This is a genomic window from Chitinophaga sp. 10T418 (assembly GCF_056394125.1).
Window position 1 is genome coordinate 18,069 of the sequence record NZ_JBFTHG010000015.1, and the last position, 25,846, is coordinate 43,914.

Annotated in this window: 10 protein-coding genes; 3 read left to right on the forward strand and 7 right to left on the reverse strand. The window is 45.4% G+C overall.

Features of this window, described 5'->3' with window-relative positions:
* Nucleotides 1–257: 257 nt before the first annotated feature.
* The 3 genes from AC1DCV_RS30885 to AC1DCV_RS30895 all read left to right on the forward strand — a co-directional run bounded on the left by AC1DCV_RS30885 (nt 258) and on the right by AC1DCV_RS30895 (nt 6,613).
* Complete coding sequence (locus tag AC1DCV_RS30885; protein WP_477026784.1) at nt 258–1,082, forward strand: VanW family protein; 825 nt, start codon at nt 258–260, stop codon at nt 1,080–1,082.
* An 852-nt stretch (nt 1,083–1,934) separates the two neighbouring features.
* Nucleotides 1,935–5,168 (forward strand): SusC/RagA family TonB-linked outer membrane protein, encoded by a 3,234-nt coding sequence (locus AC1DCV_RS30890; protein ID WP_477026785.1) that lies wholly within the window; start codon nt 1,935–1,937, stop codon nt 5,166–5,168.
* Nucleotides 5,169–5,179: 11 nt separating this feature from the next.
* Nucleotides 5,180–6,613, forward strand: a complete 1,434-nt coding sequence (locus AC1DCV_RS30895) for a SusD/RagB family nutrient-binding outer membrane lipoprotein (protein WP_477026786.1) — start codon at nt 5,180–5,182, stop codon at nt 6,611–6,613.
* Nucleotides 6,614–6,689: 76 nt separating this feature from the next.
* Here AC1DCV_RS30895 and AC1DCV_RS30900 read toward each other — a convergent pair whose 3' ends face one another.
* From AC1DCV_RS30900 to AC1DCV_RS30930, 7 genes are all read right to left on the reverse strand, one after another.
* Nucleotides 6,690–7,532 (reverse strand): oxidoreductase, encoded by an 843-nt coding sequence (locus AC1DCV_RS30900; RefSeq protein ID WP_477026787.1) that lies wholly within the window; start codon nt 7,530–7,532, stop codon nt 6,690–6,692.
* Between the two features lie 149 nt (nt 7,533–7,681).
* Nucleotides 7,682–18,475: an amino acid adenylation domain-containing protein gene (locus AC1DCV_RS30905; protein ID WP_477026788.1), complete on the reverse strand. Its 10,794-nt coding sequence runs from the start codon at nt 18,473–18,475 to the stop codon at nt 7,682–7,684.
* A gap of 42 nt (nt 18,476–18,517) precedes the next feature.
* Entirely contained in the window at nt 18,518–22,354 is a 3,837-nt protein-coding gene (locus tag AC1DCV_RS30910) for a condensation domain-containing protein (protein WP_477026789.1), read from the reverse strand.
* Entirely contained in the window at nt 22,354–23,424 is a 1,071-nt protein-coding gene (locus AC1DCV_RS30915; protein WP_477026790.1) for an HAD-IIIC family phosphatase, read from the reverse strand. The genes AC1DCV_RS30910 and AC1DCV_RS30915 overlap by 1 nt, the downstream gene beginning before the upstream one ends.
* 20 nt (nt 23,425–23,444) lie before the next feature.
* Nucleotides 23,445–24,413: a 3-oxoacyl-[acyl-carrier-protein] synthase III C-terminal domain-containing protein gene (locus AC1DCV_RS30920; RefSeq protein WP_477026791.1), complete on the reverse strand. Its 969-nt coding sequence runs from the start codon at nt 24,411–24,413 to the stop codon at nt 23,445–23,447.
* A 9-nt stretch (nt 24,414–24,422) separates the two neighbouring features.
* Complete coding sequence (locus AC1DCV_RS30925; RefSeq protein ID WP_477026792.1) at nt 24,423–25,571, reverse strand: acyl-CoA dehydrogenase family protein; 1,149 nt, start codon at nt 25,569–25,571, stop codon at nt 24,423–24,425.
* Nucleotides 25,572–25,829, reverse strand: a complete 258-nt coding sequence (locus AC1DCV_RS30930) for an acyl carrier protein (protein ID WP_441571712.1) — start codon at nt 25,827–25,829, stop codon at nt 25,572–25,574.
* Between the last annotated feature and the right edge of the window lie 17 nt (nt 25,830–25,846).

Consider the following 25,846-nt stretch of genomic DNA (forward strand, 5'->3'; position numbering starts at 1 on the left):
TCATGGATTTTATAGTACAATAGTACTGCTTTTTATCATCGATTTGGACAAAGATGGGCCATTCAGCCCGTATATTACCTTCTTTATGGACGCTGGAAAAGAGGTGGTACTCATTTTCAGGAAGGATAGTTTTGCAACACAATCGTATATTGCAGGCCGGGTGACAGTACCATGGTTGTAAAAATGGAGACCCTGTTTGAAGCCCCGTAATATGAGCGATTATTGAAGATGAACTTTTAAAGCAATTCAGCACCCTTATGAAAGAAAGAAAACTCCTTAGCCAAAGACATCCCATCTTATATTTTTTAGCGGTTTGGGCCAGAAGGGTAAGACGTTATGCAGACTGGTATTTTGACAATAAAGCGTATGTGGGGGAGTTTAGCAGGGAGAAATTACCATATAGAGTAAAAAAACATCAATCTGTTTTATTGAAAAAGCTTGGTGATAGTGACCGGCAATTACAAATAAACAAGGTCACTAATTTAAATATTGCCACCAGGAAAATTGATGGCATCATCATCAGGCCAGGCCAAACCTTTTCATTTTGCAAACTTGTTGGCCGGCCCACCAAAAGAAAAGGCTACTTACCGGGAATGGAGCTGTCATTTGGAGAAGCAAGGGCTGGAATCGGCGGTGGTATTTGCCAGATTTCAAATTTAATTCACTGGCTGGTGATTCATAGCCCATTAACGGTTACCGAACGGTATCATCATTCATTTGATCCATTTCCAGACGATGGGAGAGTGCTGCCCTTCGGAAGCGGAGCGACCGTATTTTATAATTACCGCGATTATCAGTTTACGAACAATACCGACTACACTTTCCAGATCAATCTTTGGTTTAGTGACAAATGCCTGGAGGGTGAGCTTCGCATGGATACTGAACTGGATTATGCTTATCATGTTACAGAGAAAGACCACCAGTTTTTAAAGATTGACGGACAGTTTTACCGGAAAAACGAAATTTGGAGAGATAAGAAATTAAAATTTAAAGGTGGCGAAATTGTGAAAACAGAACTTCTCACAAAAAACTTCGCCAGGGTAACCTATACGCCCCCAAATTATATAGACGAAAAACAATAGCCTATCCCTATCTGGTTTATTGCTCAGATTTAAGCGGATGCTCAAATCTATATCCAACAAAAGATATCTGCATAAATGGATGTTATCTTCCTAAAGTTAATATCTGCAAACTAGTAATCAATTTTGACGTATAACTGTTGAAGTATTCACGGTATATTTGGTATACAACAAATTAGCACGTAGCTATTGTGCAGATGAGAAGAAATGTAACCTTCGTTATGAAGTCATCCGTGCTATATCAAACCATTTCAGCCAAAGTAAGCCACCTTTTTCTCTATCCTGCAGGCAACAAGAAAAATAGACTTACCTGTTTATGCGATTTCCATTTCTGATGACTGCTACCTTACAGTCAACGGGTATTCTATGACACTATTTAAAATCATTTTATGACAGGTTTATCCGGAAAGATAACAGGGTTATTGTGTTCTATAACAAAATAACATTGTACCGTTATAGGCCAGACCTCAGAAAATCCGGAAGGAGATGATCCATTTAACGATTCGACAGCAAACGTATTTGTGAAACGTGGCTCCGCGCCATTTAAACAACCATTACAGTACCTGCCAACACTCAGGTAGGGGTAACGTGTGCGCGCGAATAGGATACGAAAAACGGTTATCCCGGCGGGCATTGGCTACAAATTCAAAAAGTACATACAGCGCCTCATTTTTACTGGTAACTCATCTGTCAGGATAGTTATCCGGATGAGATGTTATTGGCGCTATCCAGGGATGGGAATACGCTCCCGTGCAGATAGTTTGATATTAGTAATACCACGGACTTAAAATGTATAAGCGATCGTCTCAACAGTGAGGCGACCTTTTTAAAAACCAAAACAAAAATACGACACGTATGAAAAAGGTTATGTATTGTATTGCAATACTTCTAATGAGTACCACCCTGGTGTATGCGCAGCAGCACCAGGTCTCGGGAAAAGTTACAGGAGAAGACGGGGCCCCGGTTTCCTTCGCCACTATCAGGATAAAAAATAATGCTGCTGGTGTACTGGCAGACAACGATGGCAGGTTTTCCATCATTGTGCCGGGTAATGATGCCGTATTGCAAGTGCATAGTATTGGCTACCAGCCACGTGAAATAGTGGTAGGCAGTATGCTCAACATAGCCATTACGCTACTTGCCGACTCCAAAAATCTGGGAGAGCTTGTAGTAACTGCCATGAATGTGAAAAGGAAGAAAAATGAACTGGCTTATTCTGCCCAGGTAGTGAGTGGAGAAGAACTGAACAGGGCAAGAACCAGCAATATTGTCAACTCCCTCTCCGGAAAAGTTGCAGGACTCCAGGTGAGTCAGAATAACACCATGGGAGGCTCTTCCAACATTGTGCTGAGAGGTAGCAAATCTATTTCCTTTAACAACCAGGCGTTGTTTGTAATTGACGGGGTGCCGGTAGATAATTCAAATAAGAATTCAGGTTCGCAGGTACTGGGTCGTGGCGGATACGATTATGGCAATGCTGCCGCCGATATTAACCAGGACGATGTGGAGTCAGTAAACGTGCTTAAAGGCGCCGCTGCAACAGCGCTGTATGGTTCACGTGCAGCCAATGGCGTTATTATGATCACCACCAAAAAAGGACGGAAAGGTTTGGGGATTACTATAAATACAGGCGTCACCTTTGGTGCTGTAGACAAAAGCACCTTACCCGTTTATCAGAAACAGTTCGGGGAAGGGTATTATGATCCTCAGAGTGTTGTTTATGGTTCTCCGGATGGATATTTTTTTTATGAAGATGTAAATGGAGATGGTATAAAAGACCTGATATCACCGATGACAGAAGATGCTTCTTATGGCGCCCCTTATAATGCATCTTTAATGGTATATGACTGGCGGTCTTTTTACAAGGGTTCTCCTACTTATGGCAAACCGCAGCCCTTTGTGGCCCCGGAACATGACCCTAATAGCTTTTATGAACACCCACTTACCACTAACAATAGCATCTTAATAGATGGAGGAGGAGATAATGGGTATTTCAAACTGGGATATACCAAAACATCAGAAAAGGGTATACTACCCAACAGTAAACTGGGTAAGGATATGGTGAACTTTGGTGCCTCATATAAAATTTCTGACCGGCTGACCGCTTCCGGCAGTATCAATTACACTTTTACCAATGGGAAAGGAAGGTATGGTACCGGCTATGATCCCAATAACATCATGCGCAGCTTCCGCCAGTTTTATGCATTGAATGTAGATATGATGGATCTGAAAGCAGCTTATTTCAATACCGGTAAAAATACTACCTGGAACAGGAAAAGCATTACCGATCCCAGTCCCTTATACGAGAACAATCCCTATTGGACCAGGTATAAAAATTTTGAAACGGATGAACGTTACCGCTATTTCGGAAATGCCGCATTAAATTATAAAGTTACCAGTTGGCTGGATGTTTTGGGACGTATTTCACTGGATTCCTACAGCGAAATGCAGGACGAAAGAGTAGCCGTTGGCAGCAAGGGCGTTTCTTCCTATAGCCGCTTCAATCGCATGTTTAGTGAGTATAACTACGACCTCCTGTTAAGCGCAAATAAGAATATTACCAAGGATCTCAATGTTAAAGGATTGTTGGGTAGCAATATCCGCAGAACCAAGATAAGCTCTATTTATGCGGTGACTAACGGGGGACTGTCTGCGCCGGATTTGTATACGCTCGACAATTCCAAAAACCCGATACAGGCTCCCACGGAGGTTTTAAGTGAAGCACAGGTAGATGGTATTTTTGCGGGTGTTAACCTTGGATTTAAAGAAATGTTGTTCCTGGATGCCACTGTACGCAGGGACCGTTCTTCCACTTTACCGGCGAGTAATAATACTTACTACTATCCTTCTGTATCTGGTGGCTTTGTATTTTCACAACTACTTAAAAATGTACCCTGGCTTAGTCTGGGTAAAATAAGACTGAATTATGCGGAGGTAGGCAGCGATGCTCCGCCTTTAAACGTGCTTACCACCTATGATAAGCCTGCTCCTTTTGGTAACGCGCTGCTGTTCTCTGTTGCCGGCAGGCTTAATAATCCTGATCTGCAACCGGAGCGCACAAAGAGTGCAGAAGCCGGGCTTGAACTGTCTTTTTTCCGCAATCGCCTCGGCTTCGACATCACCTATTATAAAACCAATACCGTAAACCAGATCCTTGCCACACCGGTATCAACTGCTGCAGGTTATACCAGTAAAGTAGTGAATGCCGGTAACGTGGAAAATAAAGGTATAGAGGTTACCGTAAACGCGACTCCAATCAAAACCCGCGATTTTTCCTGGACGGTAAACCTCAACTGGGCACGTAACCGGAATAAAGTGCTTTCGCTGCCAGCAGGAATAGACAATGTATTGCTGGGCGGCGGTACCTACCAGAGCGGCATTTCCCTCAACGCCTCTTTAAACGAGCCATATGGTGTTATCAGGGGAACTGACTTTGTTATTGATCCTGCAAGCGGACAACGCGTAGTAGGAGATAACGGCTATTATAAAACAGGTGGTAATGGCGTTATTGGTAATCCTAATCCAGACTGGATTGGTGGTATTACCAATAGCTTTAAATATAAAGATCTCAGTCTGAGCTTCCTCGTGGACATGCGCCAGGGCGGCCAGTTATTCTCGCTGGATATGTTTTATGGCACCGGTGCCGGCTTATATCCCAATACAACGGGGCTGAATGAATTGGGTAAATCTGTACGTGATACAGGACCTGATGGTGGTGTTATCTACCAGGGGGTTACAGTAGATGCCAATGGTAAAAGTAAGCCTAATACGAAAAGAGTGCCTTACACAGGGCAGAGAGGATTGGGTAACAATTCAAGCCCGCACTCAGAATTTATATATGATGCCAGTTATATTAAACTGAGAGAAGTAGCCATTAATTATTCTTTACCGGAAACATTGGTATCAAAAACACACCTGTTTAAAGGAATTGATGTGGCGCTCATCGCCCGCAATCTGTGGATTATTCATAAAAATATTCCTTATGCCGATCCTGAAGATAATTTAGGAGCAGGCAATCTGCAGGGCTTTATGGGTGGCAGCTATCCTACTTCCCGGACATTTGGTTTTAACCTGAAGTTTAGATTCTAAAAATTAGCAACATGAAGAAAGCAACCATATTTTTTGGGTTATGTACAATAGTGCTGTTGTCCTGTACCAAAACAGATCTCAACACACCCACCAAAGGCGCAGCTATAGTGCCGGGCGCCACGTTGGTTACTGCTGCGCAAAAGAGTCTTGTAGATGCGATGACCAATAGTAGTGTATTCAACAATGTATTTCGTTTGATGGCGCAGTACTGGGCACAAACGACCTATCCAACGGAGAGCCAGTACCGGCTGCAGGAAAGAAAGGTGCCGGATACCTTCTGGGATCCCATGTACCGCGATGTGTTGAAAGACCTGGAAGAAGCTAAAATGCTGATTCCGGGAGAAATAAATCCGGATAAGGTACAAGTCAGCAATCAGCTGCTGATCATCGATATGTTACAGGTATATACTTATTCTATACTGGTGAGCACTTTTGGTGACATCCCGTATACACAGGCATTGAAGAACAGCAACATGTTACCTTCTTACGACAAACAGGAAGTTATTTTTGCTGATTTACTGAAAAGACTGGATGCGGACATCAGCGGGCTGGATGCCAAAGGAGCAGGCTTTGATAATAATAATGATATTATTTATAACGGATCCGTATCTGCCTGGATTAAATTTGGCAACAGTCTTAAATTAAGGCTTGGATTGCAGCTGGCAGATGTTGACCAGACAAAAGCCAAAACAATAATAGAATCTGCTGCTGCAGACAAAGGCGGATTAATATTAGCTGCCGCAGATAACGCCCGGTTAAAATACATGATCGCCCCTCCGAATAATAATCCTGTATGGGCAGATGTTATTCAGGGCGGACGTACGGATTGGGTACCAGCCAATACGATTGTTGACATTATGAATAATTTGCAGGATCCGAGAAGAAAAGCATTTTTTACCCTGAAAGATGCCGGCTACCTTGGTGGAGTATATGGTTCCGCTAATACCTATGGCGCCTACTCGCATTTTAACCCGGCTACTACCGCCGCTGATTTTGAAGCACTTTTATTTGATAACAGTGAAACAGAGTTTTTACTGGCGGAAGCAAAAGAAAGAGGATTTAATGTGCCCGGCACAGCCATCACGCATTATAATAATGGGGTGAAGGCCTCTCTTGCTTATTGGGGATGTACGGATGCAGAATATAACTCTTATATCAACCAGGCGAATGTTGCTTATGATAAGGCGCCTGGTGATTATAAAAAGAAGATAGGAACACAGCAATACCTGGCATTTTATAACCGCGGAGTAGAAGGTTGGCTGGCGTGGCGGAGATATGATTATCCTGTTTTCAATGTTCCTGTAGACCTTACCTACAATGATATTCCCAGGCGTTATATCTACCCGATTGCGGAGAAAAATTTGAATGCCGGTAACTATGCCGCAGCATCTGCCAGTATTGGTGGAGATAAATTAACAACCAGGCTTTTCTGGGATAAATTCTGATATCTATTAATAAGAAAAGAGAAAAAGCGATATGTCGCTTTTTCTCTTTTTGTACTATTGTACATACGCGCTTTATTTAAGCATTTAATTTCGTATCCGCTGCCAGCTGTTCCCACTCGGCCAGATCTTTTAAAAGGTTTTCGCTGTGTTGTTTAATGGCAACAACGGCATCTTCACCTAATTGTAATCTCAGCGGTGTGTTGGGAGCAGACAAGGCTTTGTCGATAGCCGCTGCTGCTTTTGCTGGATCTCCTTCCTGTGTGCCATGCATCGTTTTGGCGAAATTTCTTGTAGGCCCAACAGTACTTTCGTAGGCCGCTATTTCCGGCATGTGTTTCATGGCTGCACCAGCCAGTTCTGTTTTGAATTGACCCGGCTCTACAATCATTACTTTAATTCCCAGGGGAGCCATCTCGCCAGCTAAAGCTTCTGAGAGGCCTTCCAGTGCAAATTTAGAGGCAGAATAAGCCGCAAATCCGGGAAAGGATAGTTGTCCGCCCATACTGCTGATGTTAACGATAGCACCTGATTGCTGCTGTCTGAACAGGGGCAGCAGGGCGTTGGTTACACTTACCGCGCCAAAAAAGTTGGTGTCCATCAGTGCACGCAACTCTGCTTCCGGTGTTTCTTCTACGGCGCCTACAATGCTATAGCCGGCGTTGTTGATGAGTACATCCACACGACCAAAGCGAGCGATAACCGCTTTTACGGCGGCCGCTATTTCATCGTTGTTGTTAACATCCATCCTGATTGCTTCTACCTGATCCGGAGCCAGCATTTTGATGCTTTCCAGTTTATCGAGACGCCGTGCGGTAACTACTACCTGGTAGCCCTGTTGAATGGCGTATTCTGCAAATGATTTTCCAAAGCCGCCAGATGCGCCTGTGATGAACCATACTTTTTTAACGTTGTTTTCCATAATGATAGTGCTGATTTGATTGACTTTTGCCGTGTGATAGTTGATCGTAAAAATAATATTTTTTATCAGCAATGGAAATACAAGAAAGCAGGATTGTTTGTGGAGGGGGGAATAGTAATGGCGGGGGCCTAACCCCCGCCACATAAATATTAACTAAATGAAGGCTGCTGCACTAAATGTTGGCTGCTTACCTGTTGGGTGATGTTGTAAATGAGCCCGGCATTGTGCGACAAATACTCCGGGTTAAACATTTCAGGATGTAAGCCTTCCCCCTGGTGAATATAAAAACCACTGGTGGAGCTTTCTTCCCAGTCACGGTTTGTTTCGGGAGTACTCCATTCCTGTTTGGATTTTACAATATGTATCCGGGCATTGACGGTACCAGGATCTGTTTTGCCATTCATATATTTACAATAGCCGGCAATTTTGCTCATGGTATTTTTCTTCAGCGTTTCCAGGTAATCCGGGTCTACTGAAAATATGGACCAGTCTACAATGTCATAATAAGCCTGCACGGTGGCTTCTATTTCTTCCGGTGTTTTTTCCTTCGGCGCCCAGCGTTTGAAGCTATCTATAAGAATAACATCCGCTACTTCTCTTCCTTTTGCTTCCAGTTCTTTTGCTAATTCGAAAGCAAAGTTTCCGCCGGCAGAATAGCCCATCAGTATCAATGGCAGATCTGGCTGCATTTCATTCATCACGGCCATGTATTGCTCTAATCTGTCTTCATGTTCATGGAAATGAAAACAACAGATGGTGTGATTTGGAAAATACTCTGCGAGCGCTGTGTAGATGAAAGAGTAGCCGATAGCAGGAGGGAAGCAAAAGATCGTTTGTGGTTTTCCTGCATTTACCACGGAGTAAAATTCTTCCGCGGATACGCTGCCGAATTCACTGAGCATTTTTATTTTATCTGCCAGCGCCTTAATGGTAGGGTAGGTAAATGCGGTGGTTAATGGAATGTTGATCTCCAGTTCTTTTTTAATCCTGTTCAATACCTGGATTAACCGGATGGAGTTACCACCTATTTCAAAGAAGTTATCGGTGGTGCCAATGCGATCGATGCGGAGGACCTCGCTCCAGATGGCGGCCAACGTTTTTTGAAGGGGMCCTATTGGTTCTTCGAAAGGTTTGTCTGTGGCTTCCTGTTGTTGTGCCAGTTGTTCCAATGCTTTTTTATCTATTTTACCATTGGTGGTCAGCGGCATCTTCGGCACGTAAATGCAGAAAAGCGGCAACATATAGCTGGGCAGACGATCTGCCAGGAAGGTACGGATAGTAGAGTAGCCATATTCCCTGTCAGATTCATAAAATGCAGCGATTTGTTTTTCTCCTTTGATATTGGTGACAATGGCGGCTGTCATGCCAATGCCTTCCATTTTGCTGAGTGCATTTTCAATTTCACCCAGTTCAATGCGGTAGCCCCGTAGTTTTATCTGGGTATCTTTCCGTCCGAGACATTCGATACGACCATCTGCCAGCCATCTTCCTATATCTCCGGATTTATAAATTCTTTCGGAAGATAGTTTTTCATCACGGAAGTATTTTTCATTGGTGAGCGCCTCCTGGTTGCAATAGCCTCTTCCAACGCCTGATCCTGCCACATATATTTCTCCTACCACATTGATCGGTTGCATTTGTCCATGGTTGCCTATGATGAGGATCTGTTCATTCAATAGTGGTTTTCCAATGGTGATCTTATTATCTTTTACTTCATCAGTAGTGCTGTAGATACATGTTTCCGTGGGACCGCAACTGGTAAAAATACGGGTGTTCTTATGCCGCCTCAGTGCATTGAGCAATTCCACATGCACTGGTTCACCTCCGGTAATCACCGTTTTGATGCCGCCTATGATCCCCAGACCTACTGTTTGCAGGAATAAGGAAAAGCGGGAAGGCGTCATTTGTAATACGTTTACCTGGTGTTCCCGGATCATTGCTTCGATTTTGGGGAAATCATTTATTTCCTCATCGTTGGCGAGCACCACACATACCCCGGAAAGCAGGCTGCATAGTATTTCCAGCACAGAAAGATCAAAAGTGATATTGCTGATAGCCAGAATTTTATCGCCAGGTAAGATGCCATAAACAGGTCCGAAGTTTCTTGTGAAACCTGTTACATTTCCATGTTCCAGCATAGCTCCTTTGGGAACACCTGTAGAACCGGAAGTATAGATGATGTAGGCCAGGTCAGCAGGAGTAATGGATATCTCTTTCAGTTCCTGTTGTCCGGTTGGCTGCCGTTCGGCATAAATATTAAATACCGGCAATGAGAAATTAAAATCTTTATCTGCAACGATCATATTGCATCCGCTGTTGCCAAGTATGTATTCGATGCGTTGTGCCGGGAAATGTGGATCCACCGGCACATACGCGGCGCCGGTTTTCAGAATGGCGAGCAACGTGACGGGCATATCCAGGGTTCTTTGGAGCATTAAAGCTATTTTATCTCCCGGCTGTACGTTGTAAACTTCCTGTAAATAAATGGCGAGTGCGGTGGATTGCTGGTCCAGCTCTTCAAAAGTTAAGCTGCCATTGCTACTGGTGACCGCTGTTTGTGTTTTTTGTTGTAAAGCCTGTTCGTACCATACATCCGGTATGGTGACAGCTGGCACATTTTTCTCTGGGCTGCCTCCAAATGCTTTGAGCACCTGGATTTCTTCTTCATCTAACAAAGAAATCTGCTGCAATGGAATGGCTGGCTGATCTATAATCTGTACAAGGATATTATAGAAATGTTTGGCCAGTCTTTGAATAGAAGCTGCTTCAAACAACCCTTTATTATAGTTCAGCACGAAGTCAATATCTTCCCCGTTCTGCACAGCCAGGAAGGTAAGGTCAAACTTAGCCACACTGATATTTAAGGGGAAGGGTGCAAATTTCAGCGTATAGTTTTCTTCGCTGTTTTGTTTGCTGATAAACTGGAACAGCGTATCAAATAGCGGTGTGCGGCTTGGATCCCTTTTGAGTTGCAGTGCTTCCACCAATTCTTCAAACGGATAGTCCTGGTTTTCGTAGGCAGAAAGCGCCGTCATTTTTATTTCTTCCAAAAACTGTTCAAACATTTTCTCTGCTGCAGGATAACTCCGGATGGCGAGTGTGTTCACAAACATGCCAATTACCGGCTCCAGGTCCGCATGTGTGCGTCCAGCCACCGGTGTGCCTACGATAATATCTTCCAGTGAAGTATATTTTGACAGGAGAATATTATATACCGCCAGCAGCAACATATTGAGGGTAACGCCTTTTTCGCTGGCAAACTGAAGTGCCCGGGCGGCTGTGGCCTCATCGACTTTAAAGGAATAATCACTGCCTTCAAATGTTTGGGACAATGGCCTTGGAAAATCGAAAGGCAATTCCATCACCGGCAGTTCACCTTCAAATTGCTGGATCCAGTATTGCTTTTGTCGCGAAATAACACCCGTAACAGACGGGGATTGCTGCCAGGCTACGTAGTCTTTGTATTGCACAGCAGGTTCCGGTAACGTGGCGCCATCATATGTTTCCCATAGTTCCCGGAGAAATGTTCCCATCGACACCTCATCACCAATGATATGGTGCATGTCGAACAGCAACAGGTATTTTTCCGGGTTCACTTCGTATATGGCTGCCCGGAGGAGCGGTGCTTCGCTCAGTTCAAATTTCCGGATGAAGGTGGCTACCTCGGCAGGAGCATCTTCTTCTTTACCCTGGGTATGTTTTAAATGAAAATCAATTTTGTCGTGTATAATCTGCACTGGTTCTCCGTTTACCATGGAGAAGGAGGTGCGTAAGGTTTCATGCCTGTTGATTAATGACTGAAAAGCCTTTTCCAGTCCTGGTACATCGAGGTCACCTTCTATCCAGCAACCGTTCCACATATTATGACTGATTTCCGCTCCTTTGAAGTGGTTAATTACAAACACCCTTTTTTGGGCGGAAGAGAGCGGGTAGTGCGCTTGCGGGCTAATCCTGGGAATAGATACAAAACGGCTGGATAAGGAATTGTTTACCTGGTTGGCCAGCGAGCGGATAGTAGGATATAGGAAAATATCTTTTAAAGAGATATCTACCGCAAAGGTTTTCTGTATCCGCGAAACCAGTACCATCGCTCTCAGGGACTGACCACCCAACTCGAAGAAATGATCAAGTACGCCAATGTTGGTTCTCTTTAAAATATCCTGCCAGATACCCAGCAAGGTGCTTTCCGTTTCGGTGGCCGGGGCTTCTGTAATGATACGGCGACTATCTATATATTTCAGCGGATCCTGCAGGGCTTTTTTATCAATTTTGCCGTTAGGCGTTACCGGAAGATGTTCCAGTAAAATAAAATGAGCCGGCACCATATAGTCAGGGAGTTGCTGTTTTAAAGCATCTTTCAAACCGCTTAGTTCTTCTCCGGATTGGCTGGCATACCAGCATACCAGTTCTTTTTCATTTTCCTGACCGAATACGGTGACCACCACTTCTTTTACCTGTGGCTCGCGCAAAAGGATGCTTTCAATTTCCTGTAATTCTATTCTGTATCCCCGTACTTTTACCTGGTCATCTTTTCTTCCTAAAAATTCAATATTACCATCGGGGAGCCAGCGTACGATATCGCCTGTTTTGTATACCCGTTCACCGGTGTGTGGGTTGGTAATAAATTTTTCGGCGGTGATGTCTGGTCTGTTCAGGTAGCCTCTTGCTACGCTGTGTCCTCCTATCCATAGTTCGCCTGGTAATCCCGCGGGTACTAACTGATGCGAAGTATTACAAACATGATAGGTATAGTTTAACAGCGGTTTACCAATGGGGGTGTTACCGGTAGCAGGCAGTAATTCCAGCGAAGTTTCGTAGAAGCCGGAATCAACACATGTTTCTGTAACGCCGTAGCTGTTGAGCACCCTGATGCCGGGAGCATATCTCTCCATCAGCTTTCTGAAGTAGGTGAGCAGGCAGGTATCTGAACCAAGTATTAACAGTCTTAAGAAGCTGATATCCTTTTTATGCTCATGCGCGTAATCCATCAGCGGTGCTATCAGGGCCGGAGTAGACTCGAAGAAGTTGATCTGATGTGATGATAGCAGGTCATACAGCGATTTAGGGTCCAGGCGTGTTTCAGAAGGGCAGATAATCATGCGGTCACCATTGGTGATGGTGCGCACCACATCGCCGGTAAATACATCAAAAGAGAAACTGGCCATTTGCAGCATACGAACTTCAAACGTATCCAGCTCATAGGCTACGCGCCAGGCTTCCGCAATATTGCTTAACGCCTTATGTTCCACCATTACTCCCTTCGGCCTGCCGGTAGTACCGGAAGTGTAGATCACATAGGCCAGCTGTGTGGGGCTGATGGCTTTTTTTACAGGTATGGCAGATTGTTGCGCGATTTCTTCGATCAATATCCCTGATGGGTAAGTGCTTTTTCCGGCAGCATCGGTCAGCATCATTTTAGCGTTACTATCGCTCAACAGGTATTCAATTCTGTCCAGTGGATATTCCGGATCCACAGGAAGATAGGCAGCTCCTGATTTTAATACCCCCAGCATACTCACCACCATCCACTCTGAACGTTCTACCATAATACCGATGATATCTTCCGTTTGAGCGCCTAATGTCTGCAAATGGGCGGCTACGTTGTTGGATAAACGATCCAGTTCCGCATAGGTGATATTTTTATCTTTGAAAACGATCGCGATATGCTCCGGCTTCGCCTTTGCATGTACTTCAAACAGTTCGAGGATATTTTTTTCTGCTTTATCGCCGGGGTTATATCCAAAAGTGCTGAGCTGTTCCAACTCGGATTCTGTTACATACTGTAGTTCCCGCAGTGGTTTATTTTGCGTCAGTACCTGTTGGAGTATATGATGTGCCCGGCTCAGATAATTTTCTCCGTTAAATATTTTTTCGTCATAATCGATCTTTAATTCAAAGGAGGTTTCCTGCTCCAGTACCCTCAGTTCCACGTGGTTATCAAGAATGTTGTATACCCTTTTCAAGGTACCCATCCTGGTTTTGGTATCAGCGTTTACAAAGTGCTGATAGTTGTAGAAGAAGGATAATGGCTCATCTCCGATGATATGGTTTTGCAGTGCCAGGGAAATGTGGCGGTAAGGATTCGCATCTCTTTTCTGTTGTTGCAGGTAGGCACAGAATTCATCGAAGGAAGTTGTTTCGTTAAAGGACTGCTGTGTTATGAGCAATGGGAAAACGTGCGAATACACTCCCAGCGTATTCATTTGCTGCCTGCTACGTCCGGCTATATTTTCTCTGATACAGAAATCATGATCGGCAGTGCAGTAGTATTTTGCCAGCAGCGTGAAGATGGCCTTAAAGAATATATGTGGTTTTATACCATGTTTTTTGCAATAGCTGATTACATGGGAAGCCTCTTCGCCGGCGATGGTGAGTACATCCGCAATGATGGCATTTCTTCCGGGCAATGTGCCGGAATAGGATAATGGCTGTACCTCCGATAATTGCCGGCGCCAGAAATTTTCGATGGCCGGCGTATCAAACCGGGCCAGGTGATCAAAAACATCGTGTCCATATGGTATGTGCGTTTCTTCACTGACTTTTCCTTCCTTCAGTAAATGATAAGCTTTGTCAATTTTTTCAATCAACAATTTGAAGGAGGTACCATCGGTGAAAATATGATGTGCACTTACGGCTGTCACATAATGATCATGACTGATCCTGAAGAGGTAGTGTTTAAAATGTGGTTGGTGGATGTCCTGGTTTTCATCGCAATATTTTTTTATCAACGGATAAATATCTTCGGCGTCTTTTACTTCTCCACTGATATCAGCATAGCGGAAGGGGGGAATCATCTCTTTTCTCACGCCCTGGAAAACTTCCGCATCTTTTGTGATGACGGTGGAGCGGAGACTGTCTTCCTGCCGGGTGACCGCTTTGATGGCTTCTTCCCAAAGTGGTACTGTTATCTCTTCTTCAATCTCAAAATACGCCAGTGGTCGGAGGGTAAATCCTTCCGGGTTTATTATGCAGGTGAAATAAATATCCCGTTGGGTGGTGTTAAGCGGATAGGCTGCTTCGTAAGTGTTTTCATCTATACCCAGGTATTGGAACAGCTGTTGTTTGTTTTCGTAAGAAAACGAATTTTCGTGGTCACCTTCCCTGTCGAGATTAATAGCATCCAGTCGTACAGCGGGAGTGGAGGCTACTGTTTTCAGGATGGTCAGGTAATGTGCTGCCATTTTTTCGATGGTAGACGTTTTAAACAGGCTTTTTGAGTAGTTGAAAAGCACCTGCATTTCTCCATTGGCTTCCAGGATAGATGCTGACAGATCGAACTTTACGCTGGCCTCTTTCATGTCCATTGCCAGCGGAGTTAAAGACAGGTTGCCGTTGGCCCAGGACTGCATTTCTATGCTGTGATAGCCGAACATGGTATCGAACAGCGGATTTTTGTTTACATCTCTCACCAGCTGCAGTTCTTCCACCAGCTCTTCCATCGGGTACAGCTGATGATCCAGGGCGGAGAAGAACGTATCTCTCAGCTGTTCCATTAGTTGTGTAAATGGCTGTTGCATATCCACCGCGCATCTGATGGGCAGGGTATTTACAAACATGCCGATCATCGGGTCGAGGTCGCGATGCACACGGCCTGCTACCGCAGTACCTACAATGATGTTCTTTTGGCCGGTATATGTAGCCAGTAACAGGTGATACGCGGCCATTGTAAGCAGGAAAATGGTACTTCCTTCTGTATTGACTATCTGCTTCAGCCTGGAAGCTGTTTCCTGGTCGATAGGGGCGAAATGAAGACCACCTTCGAGGTTTTTATCATTGGAGCGCGGATAATCCAGTGGCAGGTCCAGTGCGATCTGCCGGTTGGTAAATGTTTCCAGCCAGTATTGTTTGTTATCGTCAAAGGCCTTGGTTTTACTGTAAGTGGCCAGCCAGGCAGCGTAGTCTTTATATTGAATTTTCAGCGGAGGCAATGCGTCTGAATGATAAGCCGCCATCAGCTCCTGCATGAAAATATTCATGGATATACCATCGGAAATAATATGGTGCATGTCCATCAGCAGGAGACCGGATTCCACCTCCTTTTCTATAAACAATGCCCGCAGCAACGGTGGTTTGCTCAGATCAAAAGGTTGTACAAAATTGGTCACATACTGGTGTATGTCAGGGTCCTTATCCTGTTTAACAGGAATTTCAAAAGAAACGTTTTCAGCGACATGCTGCATGATGTGTTCTTCTGAAAAACTAAAGCCGGTTCTTAGTACGGCTTGTCGTTTGATGACCGTTTTAAGTGCGGTTTCCAGTTTTGCAATATCTATCTGTCCTTCCACGCGGAATACGGTGGGCATGTTGTAGTTGGTGGCCGCTTTATTCAGCAGGTAGCTCAGGTAGATGCCCTGTTGTGCAAAAGAGGCAGGATAGGCAGCGGATGGTGGCGCAACAGGAATGTCAAACTGTACTGCTTTGCTGGCCTGTTGTATATAGGTAGCCAGCTGTTTGATAGTGCCGCTGGAGAACACCTGCCGCAGTGGCACTTCTACCTGAAGATCCTGTAGGATAACTGTAATCAGCTTAGCAGCCTTTAAGGAATGGCCGCCTAAGGCGAAGAAGTTATCGTTGACACCTATTTGTGTGGTATTTAAAATTTCTTTCCAGATAGCTACCAGTTTTTCTTCCAGTGCGGTAGCTGGCTCATCTTCTTTTCCCAGTACCCGTTGCTCATTTTCAGGCCGCGGCAATTTGCGCCGGTCTGTTTTTCCATTGCTGGTAACGGGCATTTTGTCCAGCATCATAAACCTGGACGGGATCATATACGCCGGCAGCCGGAGCGATAAATAAGTGACGATATCAGTAATCGCGATATCGGCGGAGGGCACGATATGGGCGCATAGATATTTGACTTCCATCTCGTCTTCGAAGGCACTTACCACTGCTTCCTTTATTGCAGGGTGGCTTTGTAAGGCCGCTGCTATTTCTTCCAGCTCTATCCTGTAGCCGCGGATCTTGACCTGGTTATCTTTTCTGCCAATAAACACGATATCACCTTCCGGCGTCCATTTGGCCAGGTCACCGGAACGGTACATTTGTTGCCCTTTGCGATAAGGATCAGCTACGAATTTGGCGGCGGTCAGTTCTTCATTGTTCAGATAGCCCTGTGTTACGCCGGGGCCAGCCACACATATTTCACCGGGTACGCCTACCGGCAACAACTCCAGCTCATCATTGAGGATGTAGATGCGGTAGTTGGGGATAGGTTGCCCGATAGAAACATTTTCACCTGTCGGAGGAACTGCTTTATAACGCAGCACGCTGGAAATAACGGTTGTTTCCGTAGGGCCGTAAGCGTTAATGATGTCCAGCTCCGGTATTAAGGTATTGTAGTCATACAGCAGGGTATCTTTGATAGGTTCCACTCCTACAAACATCTTCCTCAGGGGAATAGGTGTGGTCTGTTCCTGCAGATGGGTATAAAGATCCTTCAGCAACACCGGTGGTATGTAGGCGTAGGTGATGTTTTCGTTGACCAGGAAGGCAGCCAGGCGGGCAGCATCAAATAGTCTTGCTTTATCCAGTACCACAAGTGTAGACCCACTGGTCAGTGCCACAAATATTTCTGCTATACTGGCATCAAAGGAAATATTTGAAAGCGCCAATACACGATCGGTGGTATTAAAGCCTTTTTCGAAAACACATTTATAGGCCAGCACAAAATTGGTAACACCGCTTTGCTTTACCACAATTCCTTTTGGTTGGCCGGTGGAACCAGAGGTGTATATGATATAGGCAGGATCACCAGGATCGTTGCTGGTGGAGAAATCAACGAGGTCGCCATGACCTGTCATTTCATCCAGCAATAATATGGGGTGTGCATCCTGCTTAAAATATTCCTGTTTTTCGTTTAGAACATTTTTAGTGGTAAGGATCAGTTTCGCGGAACTATCTTTCAGGATGTACTGAATGCGTTCGTCCGGGAAATCAGCATCTACCGGCAGGTAGGCGGCGCCGGCTTTTAAAATTCCCAGCATGCCGGTGATCATATGTTCCGACCGGTCGCAAACCAGTGCTACTATATCTCTTGCACCAATTCCTTTTGCCTTCAGCTGTATGGCCAGTTCCAACGCCCGTTGCTGCAGTGTATGATAGGTGATCTGCCTGCCCGCAAACTCAACAGCCACTTGTTCGGGATGGCGCTGCGCCTGTTTTTCAAATAATGCAAGGATGGTCAGATCTTTTTCCGGAAAGTCAATCATGTTATCATTGAACTTTTCGGTTAACAGCTGTTTTTCTGCGGCCGACAAAAGCGGTACTGCTGCTACAGAGGCAGATGGGTTGTTGACAATAAAGTGAAGTATATGCTGCAAATGTTCTCCTATCTGCGCAACAAACCAGGACGCATAATGATGGGTATGTTGAATAGACAGGTTAAAAGACGCTGATCTTCTATCAATAGTAAAAGATAGTTTAGACGCTTCCTGGTATTCATTTGCGCCGGTTAATGGCAGATAGGAAAAAGCATAATTAAAGAGGTATTCTGTTGGCCCAACCAGCGTATCATATTTCTCTGAGAATTTCTCAAAGGAATAGTCTTTATGACGGTAGGCTTCTTTCAGCTCTTCCTGGAAGGCTTGCAGCAGGTGCCTGATGGTGCTGTCTTTATGGATAGCCGTGGCTAAAAATAACGGAGCGGAGGTTGGCTCTTCCCCGGGTAGTTTGGGAGCCGGACCGGCCATCAGTATCTCTTCTGCAGCGGTGTATTTGTGGATGAAGATATATATAGCAACGGAAAAGAAAGCATAAATGGCTGCGTCCTGGTCATTACATATTTTTCTGAGCGTTGCTGCCACGGCATCATCGAGCAAAAACGACCGGGAGAGGCGACCGGACTTAGCGGGATTCGGTGTAGTAGCAGTTATTTCTGATAGTTCCAGCCTTCCGGTTTTGTCCAGCCAGTAATCAGTTGCAATTTTATGTTGAAGGGCCTTGTTCATGGCAGTAATATTTTTTATTTGAAATGTTTTTCGGTAATCCAATTAAAAATTAAAGGCAAAATCCAGGTTGTCAGGCGCATGGATTGTTTCTGCTGCAATCCTGAAGGAGCATTCACCGATGGTACGCGCAGGATCAGCCAGGATATTATCGAGCAGCGCCAGGATACGTTCTTTCATCAGCAGTATGGTTTCTTCTTCAAAGAGGGCCGTGTTGTATTCCAGTTTCACCGGCCAGCTACCGGGTTGTTCATTGATCTCCATCACCAGGTCGAACTGCGCGGTACCGGTTTGCATCGGGTAGCCGGAAATGGTCAGATCACTACCCAGTTGTATGGCGGGGATTTCTATATTCTGGAGCACAAATACCACATCGAATAATGGGTTGCGGGACGGATCTTTTTTTGCGTTCAATTTTTCCACCAATAAGGCGAAAGGATAGTCCTGGTGCTCATAGGCGTTGAGCGAATTTTCTTTTACCGCTTCGAGCAACTGCGTAAAAGTTTTATGACTGGCGGGTTGGTTTCTCAGCACGAGTGTGTTTACAAACATGCCCACCACGTTTTCCAGGTCATTGTGCGAACGGCCGGCAATAGGAGAACCGATGATGATATCTTCCTGACCGGTATATTTATGCAGCAGCACATTATAAACAGCCAGCAGCACCATGAAAGGCGTGGTGCCGGTAGCTGAGGCCAACGCCTGGATACCTTGTACCTGTGCGGTAGAAAGTTCAAAGCGGAGGTTGTCGCCGGTAAAGGATTGTGCAGCTGGTCTTGGTTTGTCAGTTGGTAATTGCAGTATGGGCAGGCCATCGGCAAATTGTTGTAACCAGAAGTTTTCCTGCTGCAACAGCGTGCCATTATCAAACAGCTGTTGTTGCCACACCACAAAATCTTTGTATTGGATTTTTAAAGGAGAGAGTGTTTCTCCATGATATAACTTCACCAGTTCATCGATGAATACGCTCATAGATACACCATCAGATATAATGTGATGCATGTCGAACAGCAGCAGGTATTTATTGGGTGCCAGTGTAGCGAGGCCGGCTCTGAAAAGCGGCGCCTGCGTGAGGATGAAAGGTTGCAGAAAGCTGTTCCACACTGTTTCCGGATCCTTGCTATGGGTGATCTGCTGTAAGGAAAAAGTTATTTCCGGGTGGACTATTTGTACCGGCTTCGCATTTCTTTCGTGAAAGCTGGTGCGTAAACTTTCATGTCTGTTACAGAGTGTATTAAATACAGCCTCCAGTTTCTGCACATCAGGGGTACCTTCTATCAGCAGGGCGGAGGGCAGGTTGTAAGCCAGCGTATTTTCATTTGCCTGCTGTATCAGCCATAAGCGCCGCTGTGCTTCCGAAAGCGGGTAATATTCCTGTGCCACTGCTGGTTGTATGGCCTGGTAACTTCCCTGCTGTGTGCCATCGGCCAATAATCCATCCACGCCTTTTGCCAATGACCTGACGGTGGCAAAAGTGAAAATGTCTTTGAAGATCAGTTTTATACCAAATTCCTTTTCTATGGTAGATATTACTTTGGTGGCCAATAAGGAATGACCTCCCAGTCTGAAGAAGTCATCATCCAGGGACAGCTCTTCCAGTTTTAAAACAGTTATCCAGATGGCGGCAATTTTCTTTTCGGTTTCTGACCAGTTATCCGGAACAATAGCCGATAATGTTTCCGGTGATGTTTCTGGTTCGCTGGCAGCAACGGGAGCGGTGTTCTCTTCTTTTAAGCCAGTAGCAGCATAATCTGCTGCAGGTATTATTTCTTTCAGCCAGCAACGCATTTTTTCGAAATGGTAGGCAGGCAGATTTACTTTTCTATGATCAGATCCGGCATAATATTTTTCCCAGTTGATGGGAAATTGCTGGCTGTACAATGTTTGAATAATGTCAAGGGGAGATGTTTCCACTGTAGCAACATGATAAAGGAATTCTTTATCAGGATAATGCAGCTGTTGTAAGCCGCGTGATAAACATCCGGCTGGTCCTAATTCTATGAACAGCACCCGGTTTTCTGCTGTTTCTCTTTCTACGAGGGCCACCAGCTTTTGCGTCAGATCGGGAACAGTATTTTCATCCGGAGTACATTGCCCGATGGCCTCTTCCAGCGACATTTCGTTGAGTGCCACTGCCACTACCAGGTCGCCGGTTCCTATTCCCAGCAAATCTGTGATAACCATGCCTTTTTCTTCTGCAAACCGGTACAGGGCATATTGTAATACAAAGCGGTTAATGGCGGCATTGGCAACTGTATAATGTTCAGCGCATGCTGCCACATATTTACGCAGGCCGGGTTGACTGTCCGTGATGTTTTTCAGCAATGCATCGCTGACGGGGGCATCTCCGGAGAAGAGGAAAATTACTTTTTTTACCGCTTCTTTTGCGTTGCTGGCGCTACTGTTGCGCAGCTGTTGTATTAGTTCTTCTTTAGTGGACGCCGTCACAGAAACCCGGTGCTGATAATGCTTGCGGCCACTGTTTAAAGTGAAGCTGATATCTGCCAAAGGCGCGCTGTCCGGCTGCATTAGGTAACTGGAGAAACTGTGGATATACTGTTGCAGACTATTAGCTGACCTGGCAGAGAAGTTGAAGATGAAGGTCCCTGGTGTATCCTGCACCTTTGTGATGACCGGTGCTTCTTCCAATAGTACATGACAGTTGGTACCACTGAGACCAAATGAACTGACGCCTGCTCTTCTGGGAAAGGGAGCATCCCAGGTTTTAAATGCGTTGTTTACATAGGTCACTGAATGTTTAAAATCGATGAAGGGGTTAGGCTTATCGAAATGGATGGAAGGGTACAGCTCTTTATGCTGAAGGGAAAGTACCGTCTTTATCAGGCCGGAAATGCCAGCAGCGCTACCGGTGTGTCCTATGTTGCTTTTAATGGCAGAAACGGCGCAGAAATGTTTATCATCGGTAATGCCTTTAAACGCGAGATCGATACCGGCAATTTCGATAGGATCTCCCAGTTTGGTGCCACTGCCATGCGCTTCAATATAGGAAACGGTCATCGGGTCGATCTTTCCTTTTTCCCATGTTTTTTTGATGACTTCTGACTGGGCCTGGCTGCTGGGTGCCGTGAGACTGCCGGATAGTTGCGCATCCTGGTTGGCGGCACTGCCTTTAATAACGGCATAAATAATATCGTTATCTGCCAGCGCTTTATCCAACCGTTTTAGTAAAACACATCCTATTGCTTCACCGGCGCCGGCGCCTCCTGCATTGGCAGAAAAGCTCCTGGTTTTTCCATCGGCGGACATAATGCCGAGGTCCGTGCTGTCACTTTTTTCTGCGGGGAACAGAATCAGGCGTACCCCGGCAGCCAGCGCATAGCTGGCGTCGCCAATGAGCAGTTCATTGCAGGCCATATGTACTGCCAGCAGGGAAGAGGAACAGGCGGTATCCAGCATGGCAGCATTGCCCCTGAAATGGAAGAAACGGGAGATTCTGCCGGCGGTAGTAGCGTTGGTATTACCCGTTATAATGGTAGGATCGAAATGATCTGCCAGCCGGGAATATTCCTGTTCTGTATCGCCAATAAAGACGGCGGTATCCGTATCATGGAGCGAATCGGGATTATACCCCGCGCTCTCTATTGTTTCATACACTACCTCCATCAGTAAACGCTGATGAGGATCCATATACTCGGCTTCTCCTTTGGAGATGTTGAAAAATTTATAGTCGAATTTGTCAACATCTTCCATAAAACCAATGCCCATGAAATTTTTTCCCGGCGCCATGGTGGTCGCCGATTTTCTGGCTACGGAAAAATCTCTGACACTGTCGCGACCGGCTACCAGGTTACGGCGTAGCTCCAATATGTTGTTGGCTTCGGGAAATCTTCCCGCCATACCTATGATGGCAATATCTTTCATTATTCAGCAATTGAAAGGTGAATATAGTCGGGGTAATCAACGATCGCATTTGCCGGATGGGCTAACAAAATACCACCATTATCCAGCTTGCCGGCTTCAGTGAAACCGGCAAATTTGTAGGTGATGTACATCACCCGGTTTCTATCCGTAGGCAGAAATTCTGCTTGCAGAACGCAGCCGTTTTTCTTCGCCAGATTGATAATATAGTTCAGCAACACACCACCCACGCCGCGGGACATTACCCTGCAGGACATGAGCAGCAGCTTCAGCGTCCAGGTATTATTGTTGCACTCCACCATGGCGACCCCTATTTTTCCGTAGGAGCCATATTTATCGGTTAACTCCGCCACAAAAAGATGATGATCGGGAGAGGCTACCAGGGCTTCCAGCTCTTCATACGAATAGGAATAGCCGGTAGCATTTAACTGGTTGGTTCGTAAAGTAAGTTCTTCTACCCGTTGTAAATCATCTACAGTAGCCGGCGCGATGGCAAACGTGAGTTGCAGTGATTCCAGGAATTGTTTGTTGTTACCAATTTCCTGTTCTTCCTGGTTCCGGATATCATCATCGAGATACATTTTTCTTCTCAGCGATGATTCGGGCGTAATGAAACGGGGTTTACACATCTGAAGCAGGTGTTCTATGCTATCCACATCCAAACAGGTAACCTGTTCGTGCACAAAGGCTACTTCATCGCGTTCGAAAGGCTGGTCATCGATAAAAATGATGCTATCCATGCCGATATTCAGTTCTTCTTTTATTTTTTGGAGGGAGTTGGATTTCAGGTCCCAGCTAATTTTGGGGTACAGGAAATATTGCCGGATACCAAAGGCCTCCAGTTTGCTGATGGCATCATCATAATTATTTTTGCTGGCGATGGAATTGATAATGCCCCAGCTGTCGAGCGTTGCCAGGATCTCCGGGATATCTTTCCTTAAGGTCAGCTCATCATTTTCTAAAAGTATGCCGTGCCACATGGTATGGTCGAGATCCCATACCACGCACTTGATGGTTTTTTTGTGATTTTTTTTCGGGAGAATATTTTCAGTATGGTTAACGGTGTTTCTCATAATGCTTTAGTTATTGTTGTTTACACTTCAATGAGTATGGAACTCCACGCCGCTACGGGGCTGTTATTCATGATCAGGACTTTCTCCCCTTTCTGAAAAATGCCCGATTCGGTGCCTGTCTGGTAATTGAGAAAAATATCGCCGGCTCCCAGGTGTCCGTACTGTGCAAGATTGATGGCACAGATAGGGGAGATCCGGATATCAAAAGCCGATTGATAATATTCGTAGGCGCGTGAAGAAATATTCTGCAGTAAAAAATGATGGATATCTTCTTTCACCAGTTGATTGCTTTTTAGTAGGGCATCATTGATTTCCTTAAACCGGTTTTTGCTTTCGATGGCCAGTTCAAATCCATATTTCCGGGTGTCACTACATGCTTCTTTATACTGATCAGCGCTTTTATTTTTGTATTCCAGCTTGAACAGGTCCCAGTACTTGCCATTTGTCTGGATACTGATGTCGGCAATTTTATGATCGGCTGTTTTGCTGATCAATGCTGCCACACCGCCATCGCCCATAATGGTCACCGGGTTGCGGAAGCGGTATTGGGAAAAGAGTTTGTTACCATAGCAGATGAGTACATGATTGGCTTTTCTGTTGGCCACCAGGTAGTCTTTGGCCAGCTTCAATGCCATAGAGCTATCGGCGCATCCCAGGTTGGTGATGGCAAAGCTGAGGGCGTTGTCTGCTTTTATTTCATGTTGCAGTCTGGTTGCTTCCGAACTGATAAAGTGTTCCGGCATCCTGCTCTGCACATAAATGATCAGGTCTATATCAGTTGCAGTGGTGCCGGTTTCCTGCAACAGTTTTTCAGTGGCTCCTTTGGCCAGCTCATAGCTGCTGATGTTGCCGGAATCGTACACGGTATCGATGCCACAGGTAGAAAAGTAGGATAATTCGTTTTCATCGAATGCGGCTTTCTCCTGCAGACTGTGAATAGATACCGGCGTGCCGGGGGTATATGTTTTTATGGACTGAATGCCTATCATAATACTGAATTATAAAATAGAACTTAAACTGGCGATGCTGTGATCTGCAATTAATATCTGTTGTATTTCCGTAGTGCCTTCGATGATCTCCATGACTTTGGCATCGCGGAAATATCGTTGAACAGACATACTATCGTGGCATCCCAGCGCACCATGTAATTGCACGGCATCACCGGCAATAGTGTTGGCGATCCGGGAAGCGTAATATTTAGCTATGGACGTTTGTATAATGCTGTTGGGATCTTTTTTATCCCGCAGGTAACCGGCATTTCTGCACAGCAGGGTGGCGGCCTTTACTTCTGTTACCATATTGGTAATCTTTTGTTTGATCAACTGATGATCTTTTAACAGTTGCCCAAACTGAACGCGGTTTTTGGCATAATGGATACTGTCTTCCAGGCAGGCGCGGGCAATACCCAAAGATCCGCAGGCGACACTGTACCGGCCATTGTCCAAAGCGGTGTTGACTACCTGTGGTAGCCCCCAGCCTTTTTTACCCAATATGTTTTCTGCGGGCACCATACAATTCTTTAACTGTATTTCCCCGAGCATAGAAGCCCTGGTTCCCAGGATACCGTCTATCGGTTGTATGGTGAGTCCTGGCGTGTTACGTTCTACCAGGAATGCAGTAATACCTTGTTCTCCGGTGGCGATGATAACAAGCAGGTCTGCTATCTGTGCAAAAGTGATCCACTTCTTTACGCCATTCAACAGATAGCCGTCCGCTGTTTCCAGGTAGGATGTTTTGATGCTGGCCGTATCACTGCCTGCTGTTGGCTCAGAAAGGCCGAAAGCAGCCAGTTTGGTGCCTGTTGCCAGCAGTGGCAGCCACTTTTCTTTTTGCGCCTTGCTACCGCATCGTAACAACGTTTCCGCTGTTAATGAGGAATGAACGGTTATCAGGCTGCGTGTGGAGGAACAGGCTTTGCCTATTTCTTCATTCAGCAACCCGTATGATAGCTGGTCCATGCCCCTGCCACCATAGTAGGTGGGAATGGTAGCGCCCAGGTAACCCTGTGCACCCAACTTTTGAATCAGTGCCATCGGAATGGCTCCCTGTTTGTCGTAGTCGTTGGCATAAGGCTGCAGTTCCGCTTCTACAAAGTGGCTGAACTCTTCTTTGAGCGCTTGTTGGGTAACTGTTAATTCCGGATTCATCTATAGCTGTCCTTTCTTTTTTAGAATAAATGCTTCGAGGTGATTGACCGTATTGAAATTTTGCAGATCCAGGTCTTCATTCTCTACGGTGATATCGAAGGTTTTTTCCAGGAATACGACTAATTCCAGTGCGAATAAAGAAGTAAGGCCCAGTGTAAAAACATCGTCTGTTTCAGAGAAGCTGATTTCCTGTCCAACACGTTGCTGAAGAAATTCCCTGATAGTTGCTTTAATGCCTGCTTGTGTGGTAACGTCCATGTTGTTATGATTTTATG